At 66.9% G+C, this 18495-nt stretch carries 16 protein-coding genes; 13 read left to right on the top strand and 3 right to left on the bottom strand.

All coding sequences use genetic code 11. The features are described 5' to 3' along the window. Positions 1 to 14 precede the first annotated feature (14 nt). From SPHME3_RS0101110 to SPHME3_RS0101155, 10 genes are all read left to right on the top strand, one after another. Positions 15 to 737 carry a DUF448 domain-containing protein gene (locus SPHME3_RS0101110; RefSeq protein ID WP_017977698.1) on the top strand — a complete coding sequence of 241 codons (723 nt, stop codon included), beginning with the start codon at positions 15 to 17 and terminating at the stop codon, positions 735 to 737. Next, positions 734 to 3583 carry a translation initiation factor IF-2 gene (infB, locus tag SPHME3_RS0101115; RefSeq protein WP_017977697.1) on the top strand — a complete coding sequence of 950 codons (2850 nt, stop codon included), beginning with the start codon at positions 734 to 736 and terminating at the stop codon, positions 3581 to 3583. The genes SPHME3_RS0101110 and infB overlap by 4 nt, the downstream gene beginning before the upstream one ends. 155 nt (positions 3584 to 3738) lie before the next feature. Next, positions 3739 to 4137, top strand: a complete 399-nt coding sequence (rbfA, locus tag SPHME3_RS0101120) for a 30S ribosome-binding factor RbfA (RefSeq protein ID WP_017977696.1) — start codon at positions 3739 to 3741, stop codon at positions 4135 to 4137. 105 nt (positions 4138 to 4242) lie between these two features. Then, a complete protein-coding gene (locus SPHME3_RS0101125) occupies positions 4243 to 4995 on the top strand; it encodes a hypothetical protein (RefSeq protein ID WP_017977695.1) in 753 nt (250 codons plus the stop codon). After that, complete coding sequence (locus SPHME3_RS0101130; protein ID WP_017977694.1) at positions 4995 to 5573, top strand: thymidine kinase; 579 nt, start codon at positions 4995 to 4997, stop codon at positions 5571 to 5573. Before SPHME3_RS0101125 ends, SPHME3_RS0101130 begins: the two co-directional genes overlap by 1 nt. A gap of 156 nt (positions 5574 to 5729) precedes the next feature. Continuing rightward, positions 5730 to 6419, top strand: a complete 690-nt coding sequence (locus tag SPHME3_RS0101135) for a site-2 protease family protein (protein ID WP_017977693.1) — start codon at positions 5730 to 5732, stop codon at positions 6417 to 6419. Continuing rightward, entirely contained in the window at positions 6419 to 7426 is a 1008-nt protein-coding gene (truB, locus tag SPHME3_RS0101140; RefSeq protein WP_017977692.1) for a tRNA pseudouridine(55) synthase TruB, read from the top strand. The genes SPHME3_RS0101135 and truB overlap by 1 nt, the downstream gene beginning before the upstream one ends. 16 nt (positions 7427 to 7442) lie before the next feature. Further along, positions 7443 to 7712 carry a 30S ribosomal protein S15 gene (gene rpsO / locus SPHME3_RS0101145; RefSeq protein WP_017977691.1) on the top strand — a complete coding sequence of 90 codons (270 nt, stop codon included), beginning with the start codon at positions 7443 to 7445 and terminating at the stop codon, positions 7710 to 7712. A gap of 226 nt (positions 7713 to 7938) precedes the next feature. Beyond that, the gene (gene pnp / locus SPHME3_RS0101150; RefSeq protein WP_017977690.1) at positions 7939 to 10308 is read left to right on the top strand and encodes a polyribonucleotide nucleotidyltransferase; all 2370 of its coding nucleotides are present in this window, start codon (positions 7939 to 7941) and stop codon (positions 10306 to 10308) included. Positions 10309 to 10527: 219 nt separating this feature from the next. Next, entirely contained in the window at positions 10528 to 10710 is a 183-nt protein-coding gene (locus SPHME3_RS0101155) for a hypothetical protein (protein ID WP_017977689.1), read from the top strand. Between the two features lie 30 nt (positions 10711 to 10740). On the opposite strand, the gene SPHME3_RS0101160 is transcribed toward SPHME3_RS0101155, so the two are convergent. Beyond that, positions 10741 to 11325 (bottom strand): pyridoxamine 5'-phosphate oxidase family protein, encoded by a 585-nt coding sequence (locus tag SPHME3_RS0101160; protein WP_017977688.1) that lies wholly within the window; start codon positions 11323 to 11325, stop codon positions 10741 to 10743. A 265-nt stretch (positions 11326 to 11590) separates the two neighbouring features. On the opposite strand from SPHME3_RS0101160, the gene SPHME3_RS0101165 reads away from it, so the two are divergent. Then, positions 11591 to 14092, top strand: a complete 2502-nt coding sequence (locus SPHME3_RS0101165; protein ID WP_017977687.1) for a TonB-dependent receptor — start codon at positions 11591 to 11593, stop codon at positions 14090 to 14092. A gap of 172 nt (positions 14093 to 14264) precedes the next feature. Here SPHME3_RS0101165 and SPHME3_RS0101170 read toward each other — a convergent pair whose 3' ends face one another. Both SPHME3_RS0101170 and SPHME3_RS0101175 read right to left on the bottom strand, forming a co-directional pair. Then, positions 14265 to 15629: a HAMP domain-containing sensor histidine kinase gene (locus SPHME3_RS0101170; protein WP_017977686.1), complete on the bottom strand. Its 1365-nt coding sequence runs from the start codon at positions 15627 to 15629 to the stop codon at positions 14265 to 14267. Positions 15630 to 15632: 3 nt separating this feature from the next. Further along, positions 15633 to 16307 (bottom strand): response regulator transcription factor, encoded by a 675-nt coding sequence (locus tag SPHME3_RS0101175; protein ID WP_017977685.1) that lies wholly within the window; start codon positions 16305 to 16307, stop codon positions 15633 to 15635. A 235-nt stretch (positions 16308 to 16542) separates the two neighbouring features. On the opposite strand from SPHME3_RS0101175, the gene SPHME3_RS0101180 reads away from it, so the two are divergent. Both SPHME3_RS0101180 and ctrA read left to right on the top strand, forming a co-directional pair. After that, the gene (locus SPHME3_RS0101180) at positions 16543 to 17655 is read left to right on the top strand and encodes an AI-2E family transporter (protein ID WP_017977684.1); all 1113 of its coding nucleotides are present in this window, start codon (positions 16543 to 16545) and stop codon (positions 17653 to 17655) included. 120 nt (positions 17656 to 17775) lie between these two features. Beyond that, positions 17776 to 18471, top strand: coding sequence for a response regulator transcription factor CtrA (gene ctrA / locus SPHME3_RS0101185; RefSeq protein WP_020486368.1), 696 nt, complete (start codon positions 17776 to 17778; stop codon positions 18469 to 18471). Positions 18472 to 18495 lie beyond the last annotated feature (24 nt).

Below are 18495 nucleotides of genomic sequence, written 5' to 3' on the forward strand. Positions count from 1 at the left end.
GCGGAGGTCGCCGCATGACCGACCCCATCCGCAAATGCATTCTGACGCAGGACCGCGACGTCCGCGACAACCTCGTGCGACTCGCGATCGCGCCGGACGGACAGGTGCTGCCCGACGTGCGTGCCAAGGCCCCCGGCCGCGGCGCGTGGATCGGCGTCACCCGCGCCGAACTGGACGAAGCGATCGCGAAGAAGCGCCTGCGCGGCGCGCTCGCCCGCGCATTCAAGGGCGCGGAACTCGTGATCCCCGACGACCTGCCCGCGCGCATCGCCGCGGCACTCGAACGCAATGCGCTCGACCGGCTCGGCCTCGAATCGCGCTCCGGCCTGCTGCTGACCGGCTCCGAAAAGATCGAGACGGCGGCACGATCGGGACAGCTCCACGCGCTCTATCATGCTGCCGACGCCGGCACCGACGGCAACCGCAAGCTCGATCAGGCGTGGCGGATCGGATCGGATCGCGAAGGATCGGACATCCGGGGCTTGGTATTGCCGGTCTCGCGCACCATATTGTCGTTGGCGCTGGGCCGCGAAAATGTGGTACACATCGCCCTGACCGACCGCGCTGCCGCCGCGCGGGTGAGCGACGCGCTCGACCGCTGGCTGCATTTTATCGGACCTGAACCCACTCCCGTGCCTTGCGAAACGGCCCCGCAAGGCGCATCGGCGCACCGGTTATCCGGCGCCGAACCCGGCGGGACGCGACCGGCCGTAGACGTGAACGAGGAATTTGAGTGAGCGACACCGACAACGATAAGCCGAAACTTGGCATGCGCGCGCCCCTGGGGCTGAAGCGCACGGTCGAGACCGGCCAGGTGAAGCAGAGCTTCAGCCATGGCCGGTCCAATACGGTGATCGTGGAAACGAAGAAGCGGCGCGTGCTGGGCCGCCCGGGCGAGGCGCAGGCCGCACCCGAGCAGCCGGTGCAGGCGCCCGTCGCCGCGCCGACGCCGGCTCCGGCGGCCCCTGCCCCGCGCCCGGCGCCGTCGAACGAGACGCCGCAGGAGCGCCAGGCCCGCATGCTGCGCGAGGCCGAGGAGCAGCGCATCCAGGCATCGGAGGACATCCGTCGCCGTGAGGAAGCTGCGCGTGCGCAAGCCGCCGAGGACGAGCGCCGTCGCGCCGCCGAAAAGGCCGCCGCTGCTGCGGCAGCCGCTGCCGCTCCCCCGGCTGCGCCCGAGCCCACGCCCGCGCCCGAGCCGGTTGCGCCTGCCGCAGCCGCCCCGGCAGCGCCTGCCGCGCCGACCGTGACCGTGCCGACCCCGGCCGGCCGTGGCTTCCGCCCGGTCGAGCGGCCCGTGCCGCCGACGCCGGTCGAGGAACCCGTTGCCGCCCCCGAACCGACGCCGGCCCCCACGCCTGCACCGGCGCCCGCTCAGGCCCCGGCTCCAGTGGTCGCCCAGCCTGCGCCGCGTCCGGCGGCACCCGCTCCGGCGCCTGCGCCGACGGTGGAATTGGGTCGCGACCCGTCGCTGCCCGCGCCGCGTCGCTTCTCGCCAGTCGCGCGTCCCGAAATCCCCAAGCCGCAGCCCAAGCCGGCGCCGGCGCCCGCCCCTGCGGCGGCTCCGGCCGCGAGTGCGTCGGGCAGCAGCGCCTCGGGTGGCGTCAACCGCAACCTGCCCTCGGGCCAGGCCACGCCGCGCAACGCGCCGCCGAGCCGTCCGACTCAGCGCGACCGCAAGGGCGACGAGCGTCGCGGCGGCAAGCTGACCGTCAACCGCGCGCTGGGCGACGATGGTGCGCGCAGCCGCAGCCTCGCCGCGCTGAAGCGTGCGCGCGAAAAGGAAAAGCGTCACTTCGGCGGCCCGCGTGAAGCGCAGCCCAAGCAGGTCCGCGACGTGCAGGTGCCCGAGGCGATCACCGTCCAGGAACTCGCCAACCGTATGGCCGAAAAGGGCGCCGACCTCGTCAAGACGCTGTTCAAGATGGGCATGCCCGTCACGATGACGCAGACGATCGACCAGGATACGGCCGAGCTGCTCGTGACCGAATTCGGCCACAACATCGTCCGCGTCTCCGACAGCGACATCGATCTGGCGATCGACACGGTCGAGGACGCCGAAGAGGCGATGAAGCCGCGTCCCCCGGTCGTCACGATCATGGGTCACGTCGATCACGGCAAGACCAGCCTGCTCGACGCGCTGCGCGGCACCGACGTGGTGCGCGGCGAGGCCGGCGGCATCACGCAGCATATCGGCGCCTATCAGGTCACGCTGAAGGACAAGTCGAAGATCACCTTCCTCGACACGCCGGGCCACGAGGCGTTCACGCAGATGCGTGCGCGCGGTGCCGACGTCACGGATATCGTGGTGCTGGTGGTCGCGGCCGACGACGGGCTGATGCCGCAGACGATCGAGGCGATCAACCACACCAAGGCGGCCGGCGTGCCGATGATCGTGGCGATCAACAAGATCGACAAGTACGAGGCCAATGCCCAGCGCGTGCGCGAGCGCCTGCTGGAGCATGAGGTGGTGGTCGAGGAAATGGGCGGCGACGTCCAGGACGTCGAAGTCTCCGCGCTCAAGAAGACCGGCCTCGACGAGCTGATCGAGAAGATCCAGCTGCAGGCCGAACTGCTCGAACTGCGCGCCAACCCCGACCGTCCGGCCGAGGGCACGGTGATCGAGGCGAAGCTCGACAAGGGCCGCGGCCCGGTCGCGACGATCCTGGTCAACCGCGGCACGCTGAAGGTCGGCGACGTCTTCGTCATCGGCGCGGAAAGCGGCAAGGTCCGCGCCCTCGTCGACGACAAGGGCCGTCAGGTAAAGCAGGCCGGTCCGGCGATGCCGGTCGAGGTGCTCGGCATCTCGGGCGTGCCGTCGGCGGGCGATCCGTTGCAGGTCGTCGAGAACGAGGCGCGCGCCCGCGAGGTCGCCGAATATCGCCAGGGCGTGCTGACGCAGAAGCGCACCACGACCGCGCCGGCGAGCCTCGAGAGCATGTTCTCGGCACTGAAGGCCAATGCGGCGAAGGAATATCCGCTCGTCGTCAAGGCCGATACGCAGGGCACCGTCGAGGCGATCGTCGCGTCGATCAACAAGATCTCGACCGACCTCATCAAGGCGCGCGTGCTGCATTCGGGCGTCGGCGGCATCACCGAAAGCGACGTGACGCTGGCGGGTGCCAGCGGCGCGCCGATCATCGGCTTCAACGTCCGTGCCAATGCCAAGGCGCGCGAGATCGCCGATCGGCAGAAGGTGGCGCTCAAGTATTACGACGTCATCTACGACCTGATCGACGAGATCCGGGCGGGCATGGCGGGCGAGCTCGGGCCGGAAGCGTTCGAAACCGTCGTCGGTCGTGCGGAAATCCGCGAGGTCTTCTCGGCGGGCAAGCATGGCAAGGCCGCCGGTCTGCTGGTCGTCGAAGGCGTCATCCGCAAGGCGCTCAAGGCCCGCATCACGCGCAACGACGTCATCATCTACCAGGGTGAGATCGCGTCACTGCGTCGCTTCAAGGACGATGTCGCTGAGGTTCGCGCGGGTCTGGAATGCGGTGTGACGTTCACGCAGAACTTCACCGACATCAAGGCCGGCGACTTCCTCGAAACGTTCGAAGTCGAGATGCGCGAACGGACCCTCTAATCCTGACGTCCCTCTCCCCTTTGGGAGAGGGAGGGAGCTGCCGCAGGCAGCGGAGGGGTGAGAGTGAGGGCGCCGTCCGTCACCCCCACCCTCACCCTCCCACCGCCTGACGGCGGCGGGCCCCTCCCTCTCCCGGCGGGAGAGGGGTTGGAGGCATGATGAACAAAGACCCCCAGGAAAAATCGGTTCGCACGCTGCGCGTCGGCGAACAGGTGCGCCACGTGCTGTCGGAAATCCTCCAGCGCGGCGACGTGCATGACGAAACGCTGGCCAAACACATGGTCAGCATCACCGAAGTGCGCATGTCCCCCGACCTGCGCCACGCAACCGTCTTCGTGAAGCCGCTGCTTGGGCGTGACGAGGAGGCTGTGCTGAAGGCCCTGCGCACCAACACCGCCTATCTGCAACGCGAAGTGGCGCATCGCATCCAGAACAAATACGCCGCCAAGCTGAAGTTCCTGGCCGACGAAAGCTTTGACGAGGGCAGCCACATCGACCAGTTGCTCCGCCGGCCGGAAGTGGCACGCGATCTGGGCGACGCGGGCGAGGATTGACGGCTGGACGGCGGCAGGTCACGTTGGTGCACGACGGCGACCGTCATCACGTAGGCGGACGGCCGAATGCTACCGCCGGATCGCCCTACATGCGCCAGTGGTTCAATGCTCGAGGTGTCGGTGGGACGGAAGGGCAAAGCGTATCGGGTTCGCACGACCGTTAGGCGCCATGGTCTATGGCTTTGTGCGCTCACCATCGTAACGGCACTCAGCCAGGCGTCGTTCGTCCAAGCGCAGATCGGTGCGCTGACCACCAACTGCAAATCCAGCGGGTTCAATCGCACCAAGACCGTCTATCAATTCGTTGCGACATGCCGCGGTCGGGCGCCATCCCCGGATGGCAGCTTGATTATTGTCCAACGGGCATATCGAGATCGCCAGCCGCCGATCGAGCTTCAGGATTCGCACGGCAAGATACTCGCCCGTCTGAGCTCTCTGTCCGATGATATGCCGTTCACGGTGCTCTGGTCGCCTGATGCCCACTGGCTTGCGGTGAACCATCATGTCGGTTCGTTCATGGATGAGCTTGAGCTCTTCGAAATCGTCGACCGCCGGGTCGTGCGGCGCCGTCAGCTTGTCACAGCAGCGAAACGGCAGGCAGTTAGTCGGTTCCGCTGCCTTACTCCGGACGCCGTCCTACCATCGGCGATGCGCTGGTCGAAGGACAGCCGGCATCTCATGATCGTTACGATCAGTTCGCCCTACGCCTGTAGCGAGAACGCGAAGGCCGGCGACTGGTGGCCGCTGTGGATGATCGGCGACGTCGCTACGGGGCGGATCGACGCCAAGTCGGTGAGGGTCGATAAGGCAGAAGGCGCTTTACAGGAACCCCGCGATCCCCTGTACCGCCGCTTCTGATGGCCAAGCTCTATTTCTACTACGCCTCGATGAATGCGGGGAAGTCGACCACGCTGTTGCAGGCGGACTTCAACTATCGTGAGCGGGGGATGGAGACGATGCTGTTCACCGCGGCGGTGGACGATCGCTTTGCGCACGGCACAATCACCAGCCGGATCGGACTGGAGGCACCGGCGACGCCGTTCGAGGGCACGACCGATCTCGCGGCCTGTGTCGCGGATCGGCAGGCGCGCGGCCCGCTCGCCTGCGTACTGGTTGACGAGGCGCAATTCCTCTCCGCCGCACAGGTCGCGCAGCTGGCGCATATCTGCGATGTGCTGAACGTGCCGGTGCTCGCTTATGGCCTGCGCACCGATTTCCAGGGACGGTTGTTTGAAGGATCGGCGCGGCTGCTCGCGATCGCGGATGCGCTCATCGAGATCAAATCGGTGTGCGTATGCGGGCGTAAGGCGACGATGAACCTGCGTGTCGATGGCGAGGGTCGCGCCATCGCCGAGGGCGCGCAGACTGAGATCGGCGGCAACGATCGCTATATCGCACTGTGCCGGCGGCATTTTTCGGAGGCACTGGCCGGCTGATATCGTCGTCATCCCGGCGCACGCCGGGATCCATGGTTCCGGGGCCGCAAACGAGGGCGAGCTGCCATCGGCGTCACGCGTCCATGGATCCCGGCGTACGCCGGGATGACGAACAGGGAGTGGCGCTCTCCCCTTCCCCGCGCCATATCGCGCGCCATGAACCCCGATAACATCGTCTACCGCACGGCCGTGTGGATCATCCCGCTCGTCATCGCGATCGTCTTTCACGAAGTTGCGCACGGCTGGATGGCGAAATGGCTCGGCGATCCGACCGCCGCGGAGCGGAAACGGCTGAGCTTCAACCCGCTCCGCCACGTTGATCCGGTCGGCACGCTGATCCTGCCGCTCGGCCTCGCCATCGCGGGCGCGCCGGTGTTCGGCTGGGCGAAGCCGGTGCCGGTCGTCGCGCAGCGCCTGCGCAACCCCCGATGGGGCATGGTCGCGGTGGCGCTCGCCGGACCGGGCATGAACCTGATCCTCGCCACGATCGCCGCGATCCTGATCGGCACCGCGGTTGCGCTACTGCATGGCGCACAGCCGACCGGTGTCGCGGCGTTCGTCTTCGCGAACCTCGTCAACTTCCTGCTGGTCAACGTCTTCCTCGCGATCTTCAACCTGCTCCCGATGCCGCCGTTCGATGGCGGGCATGTCGTCGAGGGTATCCTGCCCCGCCCGCTCGCGGCGCAATGGGCGAAGATCGGGCGGTTCGGCTTCCTGCTGCTGCTCTTTGTCCTCGTCGTGCTGCCGATGATCGCGCCCAAGGCGGATGTCGTCGGGCGGCTGGTCGGCCCACCGGCCGATGCGGTGATCGGCCTGTTCCTGAAACTGGCGCAGGCGATCGGCTGATGCACGGCTGGATCATCGTCGACAAGCCGCTGGGGCTCGGCAGCACACAGGTCGTCTCTGCGGTAAAGCGCGCGCTGCGGCAGGGCGGATACGGCAAGTTCAAGGTCGGCCACGGCGGCACGCTCGATCCGCTGGCGACGGGCGTGCTGCCGGTCGCGCTCGGCGAGGCGACGAAGCTCGCCGGGCGGATGCTCGACAGCGACAAGGTGTACGACTTCACCATCCGCTTTGGCGAGCAGACCGATACGCTGGATGCGGAAGGCGTGAGTGTAGCGACGTCGGACGTGCGGCCGACGCTCAGCGACGTGGAGGCGGTGCTGCCGCGCTTCACCGGCCCGATCACCCAGGTGCCGCCGGCGTATTCGGCGCTGAAGGTCGACGGCGAGCGGGCCTATGATCTGGCGCGCGCCGGCGAGGAGGTGGTGCTGGCGAGCCGGGACGTGACGGTGCATGCCCTCCATTCCTCCCCCGCCAGGGGGAGGTGGCAGCGCGACGCGCTGACGGAGGGGGCGGATACGGCGAACGTCCCGTCTGCGGACACGCCCCCTCCACCACTCGCCTGCGGCGAGCGGTCCCCCTCCCCCGCTGACGCGAGGGAGGAATTGCAGGACATCACCCTCACCGCCCACGTCTCCAAGGGCACCTATATCCGCTCCCTCGCCCGCGACATCGCGCTCGCGCTCGGCACGGTCGGGCACGTCACCATGCTTCGCCGTACCAAGGCCGGCCCCTTCACTCTCGCGCCGGCGATAACGCTGGACAATCTGGCGGAAGCCGGTATGGGGCGCACCCTTGAACAGATACTCCTGCCGTTGAGGGCGGGGCTGGACGACATCCCGGCTCTACCCCTCACCCCCGATCAGGCAGGGGCGCTCCGCCAGGGGCGTGTTCTGACCGGGATCGCCACGGACGATGGCCCATACTTCGCATGCGACGGCGACACGCCGGTCGCGCTGGTATCGGTCGAGGACCAACAGGTCCGCGTCGTCCGCGGTTTCAATCTGTGATGTCGAGGATGAACACATGACCATTACCGCCGAGCGCAAGAACGAACTCGTCAAGGCTCACGCCCGCCAGGAAGGCGACACGGGTTCGCCGGAAGTCCAGGTCGCGATCCTGTCGGAGCGCATCAAGAACCTGACCGAGCACTTCAAGGGTCACAAGAAGGACAACCATTCGCGCCGCGGGCTGCTGATGATGGTCAACAAGCGGCGCTCGCTGCTCGACTATCTGCGCAAGACCGATGGCCAGCGGTATCTGGACCTGATCGCGAAGCTGGGTCTTCGCAAGTAACCCCCAGCGGGTGAAACGAGAGGGCGGCCTTCGGGTCGCCCTTTTCGTATATCCGTGCTATGGGCGCGCCATACGTTTCACGAATACCGGCACGAGCCGGGTAAGCGGAAGACGGGCAATTCGGCCCCGATCCATCGGAGCGACAAGACGCTCCACACCGCGCGAGCCGGCTTAGCTCGCAGATAGGCCCCCCGACGCATTTGGCGTGGGGAGTGAAGGAAAATACATGTTCAATGCCAAGAAGGTATCGATCGAGTGGGGCGGCCAGACGCTCACCCTCGAAACGGGCAAGGTCGCCCGCCAGGCCGACGGCGCGGTGATCGCGACGCTCGGCGAGACGGTGGTGCTCTGCGCCGTGACCGCCGCCAAGTCGGTGAAGGAAGGGCAGGATTTCTTCCCGCTCACCGTCCACTACCAGGAAAAGTTTTCGGCTTCGGGCCGCATCCCCGGTGGCTTCTTCAAGCGCGAGCGTGGCGCGACCGAGCGTGAGACGCTGGTCAGCCGCCTGATCGACCGTCCGATCCGCCCGCTGTTCCCCGAAGGCTTCTACAACGAGATCAACTGCATCGCGCAGGTTCTGTCGTATGACGGCGAGAACGAGCCCGATCTGCTGGCGATGATCGCCGCCTCGGCCGCGATGACGCTGTCGGGCGTGCCCTTCATGGGCCCGATCGGCGCGGCGCGCGTCGGCTACAAGGACGGCGAATACGTCCTCAACCCGTCGGACGCCGAGGTGCTGACCGGCGAGCTCGACCTGATGGTCGCCGCGACGCATGACGCCGTCATGATGGTCGAATCCGAAGCCAAGGAGCTGTCGGAGGACGTCATGCTCGGCGCGGTGATGTTCGCGCACAAGGCGTCGCAGCAGGTGATCGACGCGATCATCGACCTTGCCGAACAGGCCGCCAAGGAGCCTTGGGAACTCAAGGTCCAGGCCGACAGCGCAGGTGTGAAGGCGAAGCTGAAGAAGCTGATCGGCAAGGACTTGGAGGCGGCCTACAAGCTGACCGACAAGCAGGCCCGCCAGACCGCGATCAACGACGCGCGCGCCAAGGCCCGCGACGGCATGGCCGACCTGAAGGACAGCGATCCGCAGGCGTATCTCGCCAGCCTCAAGCTGGTGAAGAAGCTGGAAGCCGACATCGTCCGCACCGCGATCCTGAAGACCGGTCGCCGCATCGACGGCCGTACCACGACGCAGATCCGTCCGATCGAATCGGAAGTTCACTTCCTGCCGCGTGCCCATGGTTCGGCGCTGTTCACGCGTGGCGAAACCCAGACGATCGCGACCACCACGCTCGGCACCCGCGACGCGGAGCAGATGATCGACGGCCTCAACGGCCTGTCGTACCAGAACTTCATGCTCCACTATAACTTCCCGCCCTATTCGGTCGGTGAAGTCGGCCGCTTCGGTGCGCCGGGTCGTCGCGAAGTCGGCCACGGCAAGCTCGCCTGGCGCGCGCTGCACCCGGTGCTGCCGTCGAAGGAGGAATTTCCCTACACGATCCGCGTCACGTCGGACATCACCGAGTCGAACGGCTCGTCGTCGATGGCCACCGTCTGCGGCGGTTCGCTGTCGATGATGGACGCGGGCGTGCCGCTGAAGCGCCCGGTGTCGGGCATCGCGATGGGCCTGATCCTGGAAGGCAAGGACTTCGCCGTCCTGTCGGACATCCTGGGCGACGAGGATCACCTCGGCGACATGGACTTCAAGGTCGCCGGCACCAGCGAGGGCATCACCGCGCTGCAGATGGACATCAAGATCTCGGGCATCACCGAAGAGATCATGAAGGTCGCCCTGAAGCAGGCCCACGAAGGCCGCGCGCACATCCTCAATGAAATGGCCAAGGCGCTGGGCGAGACCCGTTCGGAGCTGTCGGCGCATGCGCCGCGCATCGAAACCTTCACGATCGACAAGTCGAAGATCCGCGAAGTGATCGGCACGGGCGGCAAGGTGATCCGCGAGATCGTCGCCACCACCGGCGCCAAGGTCGACATCGACGACGAGGGCGTCATCAAGGTGTCGTCGTCGGATTCGTCGCAGATCGAAGCCGCGATCAAGTGGATCAAGGGCCTGGTCGAAGAGGCCGAGGTCGGCAAGATCTACGACGGCAAGGTCGTCAACCTGGTCGATTTCGGTGCGTTCGTGAACTTCATGGGCGGCAAGGACGGTCTCGTCCACGTCAGCGAGATCAAGAACGAGCGCGTCGAGAAGGTCTCGGACGTCCTGTCGGAAGGCCAGCAAGTCAAGGTGAAGGTCCTCGAGATCGATCCGCGCGGCAAGGTTCGCCTGTCGATGCGCGTCGTCGACCAGGAAACCGGCGCCGAGCTGGAAGATACGCGTCCGGCGCGCGAACCGCGTGAAGGCGGCGACCGTGGCAGCCGTGGCCCGCGCGGCGACCGTGGCGATCGCGGCGACCGTGGTCCCCGTCGCGACGGCGGCGATCGTGGCGGCGACCGCGGCGATCGCGGCCCGCGCCGTGACCGTGGCCCCCGCGGCGAAGGCGGCGACCGTGGCCCGCGTAACGGCGGCGGCAACGATGACGGCCCCGCGCCGGAATTCGCGCCGGCCTTCCTGACCGGTGATCGCGACTGATCATCGGCCAACGGCTGATGAAATGGGGGGTTCGGCAGCGATGCCGGGCCCCTTTTTCGTTTGGAGACCGATCGGCTTTTTGCCGTTCGAGAGCCGCGGCGCCGGCCCGAGGCGGATTGATGCAGATGAAGGCCAAACGCGCCCTATCGTGCTAAAGGGTCATGGCTTGTGACGTGTTGCCCGTTGGCGACAAGCATCACCCCAATGAGGGAGGCCTTCATGCCGACTCATGCCGAAACCCAATTCTATATCCACCGCGAGCGCCAGGAACGCGCACTCGCCGATCGCACGCCAAACAGCGACGGCCGCCGCGTCCACCTCGACATGGCCCGACGCTACGCCAAGCTGATCGCCGAGGGAGAAGCGCAGAACGGTAGCGAAGCGTCCTACACAGACGGCTGAGTCTGTCCTGCCCGTCCTTACGATGTCTTTTCAATACAGCGTATTGGCCACACGGTCGGGCAAGGCCTGATCATAAGCCTCGCCATCGATCGCCGCTTCGGACAAGGCGCGGAACACGGTGCCGACGCTCGGCAAGTGCGACCTATCGATCCGGCTGTCCGGATTCCAAAGCCCGGCGCGGATGACCGCCCGGCTACACTGGAAGAAAACGCTGCTGACGGTAATCCGCAACACCGTGCGGGGGCGCTGTCCCGCGACCGCGAAGCGGGAAAGCAGGTCGTCATCGGCGCGGATTTCGGCAGTGCCGTGGACACGCAGGGTTTCACCGACGCCGGGTATTAGGAACAGCAAGGCTACACGCGGATCGGCGATGATGTTTCGCAAACTGTCGATACGGTTGTTGCCGCGCCGATCGGGCAACAGCAATGTGCGGTCGTCTTCTATATGAACGAAACCGGCCGGGTCGCCACGCGGGGTCGCGTCTAGCCCGCCCGGTCCCGCCGTCGCCAGCACGGCAAAGGGGGCCGCTTCGATGAAAGGACGGTAAACCGGGTGAATGTGATCCACCTCCTTGACGATCGAAGGCGCGGCGACCTCGCCATACAGCGCAGCCAAGTCCTCTATCGTGCCGACACGCCCCGCCTTCGTGCGTTGATGCCCCCTGCAGAATGAGTCCATACCTGCCCCACTTGGTCGGCAGACGCAATCTGATCGCGGCTACCAGCGTTGGCTAGGCTAGTTCAATGCTGCGTATGAGAAACATGACGCCAAGATGAAGTCCCGCTCGCCGGCGGCGTCATCGAATCGCAACACGCCCGCCACAGCCCGGCGGTAGGCGCGCCCCAGGAAGGCACATTGCCTCGAAGGGGAATATTTCGTCATGATGAAGATGTCCGGCAGCCGCGCGCTGCTGATGATCGGCGTCGCCGCATCCGCCCTCGCCGCTGCACCGGCGTTCGCCGCCGATGCCGCCAAGGCGACGGCCACCACCGCGCCGGCCGCCGATCCCACGCCCGCCACGGACCCGACCCCCGCGGCCGAGCCGGACCAGCTGCAGGACATCGTCGTCACCGCGACCAAGCGCGAAACCAACCTGCAGAAGACGCCGATCGCGATCAGCGTGCTCGATCCCGAAGCGATCAAGGACCGCCACGTCCAGAGCCTGCTCGACCTGGGTGACGGCGCGGTGCCCAGCTTGCGCGTCGCGACCTTCGAAGCGCGCCAATCGGCGTTGACGATCGGCATCCGCGGCATCGTGCCGTTCGACCAGAACCAGACCGCGCGCGATTCGGGCGTCGGCGTCTATATCGACGGCGTCTACCTCGGCCGCTCGCAGGGCCTGAACGCCGCGCTGTTCGACGTGCAGCGCATCGAAGTGCTGCGTGGTCCGCAGGGTACGCTGTTCGGCCGCAACACCGAAGGCGGCGCGCTCAGCATCGTCACCAAGGCGCCCACCGGGGAATTCGGTGGCCGCGTCACCGCAGGCTTCGGCAATTACGGGGCGCGCAACGGCGAAGCGCATATCGACCTGCCCGAATATCAGAACATCTCGATCAAGCTGGACGGCGTGTACCAGCATCAGGATGCGACGACGCGCAACCCGCTCGCCGGCCAGCTCGGCTGGAACGCCTATGACCGCGTCGGCGGCCGCATCGCCGCGCGCTGGAAGCCGACCGACAGCTTCACCGCCGACGTCGCCTTCGACAAGGCGCGTGACGAGAACACGCCGTTCTTCAGCCAGCTGATCAACTACAACCCGCTGGGCCGCACCGTCGGTGTGCTGGACCGAACCACCAACCGCATCGTCCTGCCGGGCAGCGCGGCCGGCGCACCGACCTGCCTGTCGAGCACGATCTCGGCCACCACCTGCATCGCGCCGCTGCCCGCGCTGGTCGGCGTCCATCCGAACCGCCAGAGCGTCGCCGACGTCGGCGTGCCGCAGCAGTACAGCGTCGACAAGACGCAGGGCGTCAGCGCGACGCTGTCGTACAAGGTCGATCCGGCTATCACGCTGAAGTCGATCACCGCATGGCGCCGCGTGGCGACCAACCAGTGGGACAATTCGGGCGGTCCTGAGCGCGTCGCCTACGCCCCCAACGGCAAGTTCAGCCGCTACAGCCTGTCGGATCTGTACCAGAGCCAGTTCAGCCAGGAATTCCAGGCGATCGGCAGCGTCGACCAGCTCGACTGGGTCGCCGGCCTCTATTATTTCAACGAACAGGCCCGCGAATCCGCCGCGACGCCCTCGTCGAACCAGTGGAACGCCGACGGCACCGCCTACACCATCCTGCCCTCGCAGGTGTTCGGCACGATCAGCTCGTCCAACCAGGGCTGGGACTATAACTCCCGCTTCCTGCAGCGCGCCAGCGTCGCCCGCACCCGCAGCTATGCCGCGTACGGCCAGGCGACCTGGACCCCCGCCGCGGCGGAGATGCTGCACCTGACCGTCGGTGGCCGCTATTCGAAGGACAAGCGTGACGGCACGCTGTACCTCGTGTCGGGCGTCCCCACCAATTACGTACTCAACTACGATCGCGGCCGGTTCGACCCGATGGTGACGCTGGCCGCCGACGCGGCGCCCGGCATCAACCTGTACGCCAAATATTCGAGCGGCTTCCGCGCCGGTGGCGCCAACGACCGCTCGTCGAACTTCGGCGCGTTCGGGCCGGAATCGGTGAAGGCGTATGAAATCGGCGCGAAGACCGACTTCCTGAACCACAAGGTGCGCGTGAACGTCGCGGGTTACATCATGGACCGCAAGAACACGCAGATCGACTTCGACAACGTCGATACCAACCAGTTCCTGCCGGGCACCACGATCGCCAACCCGAACTTCAACCTGCACACCGAAAATACGGCGAATGCGCCGGGCACGTCGAAGATCCGCGGTATCGAACTGGACGTCAGCGCGCGCCCGATCGACAGCCTGACGCTGACCGCCTCCTACGCTTACACCTACACCAAGGTGCCGGCGACGGCGAACCCGAACCCGGGTCCGACCTTCGGCGTGCTCACGCAGGTCTACACCGTCTACACGCCGCCGCACGCGGCATCGGCAGCGATCGATTACGATCTGCCGGTCGGCACGGGCAGCACGCATGCGCGCTTCCACCTCGACGCCAATTATGCGGCGCCGCAGTACAGCTTCCAGTCGGAAAGCGTGAAGACCGACTCGAGCTTCATCGTGAACGGCCGCATCGCGCTGGCGGACATCCCGCTGAGCGCACAGGGCCAGAAGGCGACGCTGTCGCTCTGGTCGCGCAACCTTCTGAACGAACAGCATATCTATCGCCGTTCGGACGCGAACATCGCGGTGCTGGGCTCGTATGCGAACTTCAACCCGCCCCGCACGATCGGTCTGGAAGGATCGGTGAACTTCTAAGCGGGCGACAGGTCCGACTGCGTAGGGGCGGTGCCGGCGACGGCGCCGCCCCTTTCGTTTGCCCCTTACACAAACGTCATCCCAGCGGACGCTGGGATCTTCAAGTGACGGGCACAGCAGAAAACGCGAGGGCCCCCAGCCTCCGCCGGGGCGACGGAACTGTCGGGATCGATCACCCAATCAGCGGCACGCTCAACACCACGCGCAGGCCCGGCGCCGCATCCTCCAGCGACAGCTCGCCATGATGCAGCCGCGCGATCGCCGCGGCGAGTGGCAGGCCCAGGCCGAACCCGCCGGTCGACCGGCTCGCATCCAGCCGGCCGAAGCGCCGCAGCGCGGTGGCGCGATCCGCCGCGGCGATGCCGGGCCCGTTATCGGCCACACGGACGATCGCCTGCCCCCGCGCCGCCACGGCCGACAACGTGATGCGCGTGCCCGGCGGCGTATGGCGCACGGCATTGACGATCAGATTGACCAGCACCTGCGTCAGCAACTGGCGATCGGCGTGGACGGGCAGCGCGGCGACGGGATCGCAGACGAGGATGTGCGCATCGTCCTCGACCACCGGCGCCATCATCTCGCCGACCTCCGCGACGAGTTCGCCCAGGTCGAAGCGCGCGAAGCCCGCCCGCCGCGCGCCGCCCTCCACTTCGGCAATGCGCAGGATCGCGGCGAACATGCCGAGGATCGTGTCGCTCTGCGCGATCGCCGCGGACAGGCCATCGCGCATCGCCGGCGTCTCGGCACGGCGTTCGAGCTGGACGAGCTGGCCGCGCAACCGCGCGAGCGGACTGCGCAGGTCGTGCGCGATATCGCTCGACACTTCGGCGATCCCGCGCATCAGCTCGGCAATCCGGTCGAGCATCGCGTTGAAGGCGTGCGCCTGCGCGTCGAAGGCGCCGCCATCGCCCTCGGTCGGCACGCGGCGCTGCATGTCGCCATCGACGATCGCCGCCGCGGTCGCGCGCATCGCACCGATCCGCCGCTCGACGAGCCGCGAAAACATCACGAGCCCCAGCCCGACGACCAGCAGGATCGACCCGAAACCGGCAAGGTAGCTGCGCAGCCGTGCCGTGCCCGAATCGTCGAACGGCTCGGTCTCGGCGATCATCGTTAGCCGCCGCCCATCGCCGACGTCACCCGTATAGGCGCGCCCCGCGGTCAGCCCCTTGATCCCGTCGTCGCTGTGCAGCGAGCTGAAGCCGCGCGGCGGCACCTGGCGCAACCGGATGTTGCCGCCGATCTGCCGCCCCTGCGCATCGACCAGCATCGCGCCGATATCGCCCGTGTCGCGATCGCTCGCCAGCATGCGCAGCCGCTTGACCAGCACCGGCGTCGGCATCGGCCGCTCGCCCTCGTGCGCGATCGCGTCGACCGCCGTGGCGATCCGCTGGTCGACCAGCTGAACGATCGCCCGGCGCTGCGCGGTATAGATGGCGACGCCCGTGCCCAGCGTCGCCGCGATCATCGCCGCGACGAAGATCCAGGTCAGCGCCCGCAGCGATCGCGGCGCACGCAGCCGCCGGCCCCGCGGCATGCGTCAGCTGCGCAACAGGTAGCCGACGCCGCGCATCGTCTGGATCGGATCGTCGCCGCCATGCGCGGTCAGCTTCTGGCGCAGGCGGCGGATGTAGACGTCGACCAGATTGGTGTCGGGCTCGAAATCGTACCCCCACACCCGCTCGATCAGCATCGCACGCGTCAGCACCGTATCGGCATTGCGCACCAGTTCGGCGAGCAGCTTCAGCTCCAGCTTGGCGAGGTCGAGCGGCTTTTCGTCGCGCCACGCCCGGAAGCGCGACGGGCTGACCACGATATCGCCCGCGCGCAGCGTATCGCTCGCCTCGCGCGTCCACTGCCGGCCGCGCACCACCGCCTGCAGCCGCGCGTGCAGTTCGGCCGCCTCGACCGGCTTGACGACATAATCGTCGGCGCCGGCGGCTAGGCCACTGATCTTGTCGTCGGACTGGCCGCGCGCGCTGAGCATGATGACGGGCACCGATCGCGCGTCGCCGCGCAGCCGCTCGAGCAGCGCGATGCCGTCCACCCGCGGCATCATCCGGTCGAGCACCACCGCATCGAACGCATCCTGATCGATCGCCGCCAGCGCCGCCCGCCCGTCGCTCGCGGTCGACAGCGCGTGGCCGAAGCCGGTCAGTTCATCCGCCAGCGAATCGGCCAGGACGGGGTCGTCATCAACCAGGAGGATCTTCATGGGGCTCGGGTCCGCTCGACGCTGTTACGTCCAAAGGGCTGCCGTGTCGGCGGATAAAGATCAAATGACAAAGGTGTAAGGTGCGCGCGGGCGGCATTCGCGATGCCCCGCATCCCCCACCTCCGCTACCCTGCAACCGGAACCGATCCGGCCCCACGGCAGTACTGCCCCCACCTCTTGTCCATTGCCCCCCGATCCTGTCAGGATAGCCCATGTCCAGCACCCCCCGACCCGCGTGAACCGTCTCGCCCCCGATCCCGACGATGCGCGCTTCATCCGGCGCATCTTTTACGTCCTCATCATCGCGGCGGTCGCCGCGGCGCTGCTGCGCGCGGGCAATCTGCTGATCCTCGCCTTCGGGTCGATGCTGGGCGCGATCGCCATTCACGCGCTCGCCGACCTCTACCGCGATCACCTGCGCGTGTCGGACCGGACCGCCTTCTGCCTCGGCATGGCGACCGCCTATGGCGTCGTCGCGTTCCTCGTCTGGCTGTTCGGGGTGCAGTTCCGCGAGCAGGTCAACGTGCTCGTCACGCAATTGCCCAACCTGCTCGACCAGCTCGCCGCCTGGGCCTCGCAAAGCCCGGTCGGCGCCAAGATCGTCGATGCGGTGCAACAGGCCTATGCCGGGTCGAAGGCGGCGCAGGACGTCGGCGGGCTGGTGCAGGGCGCGGGCGAACTCATTCTCAACAGCATCCTGCTGCTCGTCGGCGCGGCCTTTTTCGCCGCCGATCCCGGCATCTACCAGCGCGGCTTCCTGTTCCTGATCCCGCCCTCGAAGCGCCCGGCGATCGAGGATGCGTTGTTCGACGTCGGCTCGACGCTGCGGCTGTGGCTGCGCTCGTCATTGATCCTGATGACGACGATGGGGCTGCTGATCGGCATCGGCTTATGGATATCGGGTGTGCCCTCCGCCGCGGCGCTCGGCCTGCTCGCCGGCCTGTCGGAATTCATTCCCTATGTCGGCCCGACCGCTGCGATGATCCCGGCGCTGGGCCTCGCCGCGACGCAGGGCGATGGCGCGCTGATCGGCGCGCTCGCCACCTATGCGATCGTGCGTCTGATTCAGACCAATTTCATCACCCCCTACGTCCAGGCGCGCGTCGTCTCGATCCCGCCGGCGATCACCGTCTTCGCGATCATCGGTATCGGCGTGATCTTCGGTATCTTCGGGCTGTTCTTCTCGGCGGCGCTGCTGGTCGTGATCTTCACGTTGGTGCGCAGCCTGTATCTGCGCGAGGTGCTGGGCGAGGATATCCCGCGCAGCCGCCACCAGACGCTGCTCGGCCCCGACCTGACGCCGCACGATCCGGACGCCGATCCCGAGGCGGACGAGCGCAAATCGTAAAGATTGACGCCCGCACTTAATCCCGAATTAACCTTTTGCCTTCAGATGTCGTTTGGTTAATGAATCGGGGCGAGCCGCGAGCCAGGGGTGCTGGCGGCCTCGCCAACAGGGGACGACGCGATGCGGGTGTTGTTGATCGAGGACGAGCCGACCACGGCCAAGGCGATCGAGCTGATGCTCGGCACCGAGGGGTTCAACGTCTATACGACCGACCTTGGCGAGGAGGGCTTGGACCTCGGCAAGCTGTACGACTACGACATCATCCTGCTCGACCTGAACCTGCCGGACATGCACGGCTATGACGTGCTGAAGAAGCTGCGCGTCGCCCGCGTGACCACGCCGGTTCTGATCCTGAGCGGCATCAACGAGATGGACAGCAAGGTGCGCAGCTTCGGCTTCGGCGCCGACGATTACGTCACCAAGCCCTTCCATCGCGAAGAACTGATCGCCCGCATCCACGCGGTCGTCCGTCGTTCGAAGGGCCATTCGCAATCGGTCATCCGCACCGGCAAGCTCGCCGTCAATCTCGACGCCAAGACGGTCGAGGTCGATGGCGCGCGCGTGCATCTGACCGGCAAGGAATATGCGATGCTCGAGCTGCTCAGCCTGCGCAAGGGCACCACGCTGACCAAGGAAATGTTCCTGAACCACCTGTATGGCGGCATGGACGAACCCGAACTCAAGATCATCGACGTCTTCATCTGCAAGCTGCGCAAGAAGCTCAGCCTGGCCTGCGACGGCGAGAATTACATCGAGACCGTCTGGGGCCGCGGCTATGTGCTGCGCGAACCCGAAGAGGTCGTCGCGGTCGCCTGACCGCCCATTTTTACCCCTCCCCAG

The organism is Sphingomonas melonis DAPP-PG 224, assembly GCF_000379045.1.
Classification (GTDB): Bacteria; Pseudomonadota; Alphaproteobacteria; order Sphingomonadales; family Sphingomonadaceae; genus Sphingomonas; species Sphingomonas aquatilis.

Excerpts from the sequence above, each read along its gene's own strand:
- SPHME3_RS0101110 (WP_017977698.1), top strand. The coding sequence starts at position 15 with ATGACCGACCCCATCCGCAAATGCATTCTGACGCAGGACCGCGACGTC.
- rbfA (WP_017977696.1), top strand. The coding sequence starts at position 3,739 with ATGATGAACAAAGACCCCCAGGAAAAATCGGTTCGCACGCTGCGCGTC.
- SPHME3_RS0101125 (WP_017977695.1), top strand. The coding sequence starts at position 4,243 with ATGCTCGAGGTGTCGGTGGGACGGAAGGGCAAAGCGTATCGGGTTCGC.
- SPHME3_RS0101130 (WP_017977694.1), top strand. The coding sequence starts at position 4,995 with ATGGCCAAGCTCTATTTCTACTACGCCTCGATGAATGCGGGGAAGTCG.
- SPHME3_RS0101135 (WP_017977693.1), top strand. The coding sequence starts at position 5,730 with ATGAACCCCGATAACATCGTCTACCGCACGGCCGTGTGGATCATCCCG.
- truB (WP_017977692.1), top strand. The coding sequence starts at position 6,419 with ATGCACGGCTGGATCATCGTCGACAAGCCGCTGGGGCTCGGCAGCACA.
- rpsO (WP_017977691.1), top strand. The coding sequence starts at position 7,443 with ATGACCATTACCGCCGAGCGCAAGAACGAACTCGTCAAGGCTCACGCC.
- pnp (WP_017977690.1), top strand. The coding sequence starts at position 7,939 with ATGTTCAATGCCAAGAAGGTATCGATCGAGTGGGGCGGCCAGACGCTC.
- SPHME3_RS0101155 (WP_017977689.1), top strand. The coding sequence starts at position 10,528 with ATGCCGACTCATGCCGAAACCCAATTCTATATCCACCGCGAGCGCCAG.
- SPHME3_RS0101165 (WP_017977687.1), top strand. The coding sequence starts at position 11,591 with ATGATGAAGATGTCCGGCAGCCGCGCGCTGCTGATGATCGGCGTCGCC.
- SPHME3_RS0101170 (WP_017977686.1), bottom strand. The coding sequence starts at position 15,629 with ATGCCGCGGGGCCGGCGGCTGCGTGCGCCGCGATCGCTGCGGGCGCTG.
- SPHME3_RS0101175 (WP_017977685.1), bottom strand. The coding sequence starts at position 16,307 with ATGAAGATCCTCCTGGTTGATGACGACCCCGTCCTGGCCGATTCGCTG.
- ctrA (WP_020486368.1), top strand. The coding sequence starts at position 17,776 with ATGCGGGTGTTGTTGATCGAGGACGAGCCGACCACGGCCAAGGCGATC.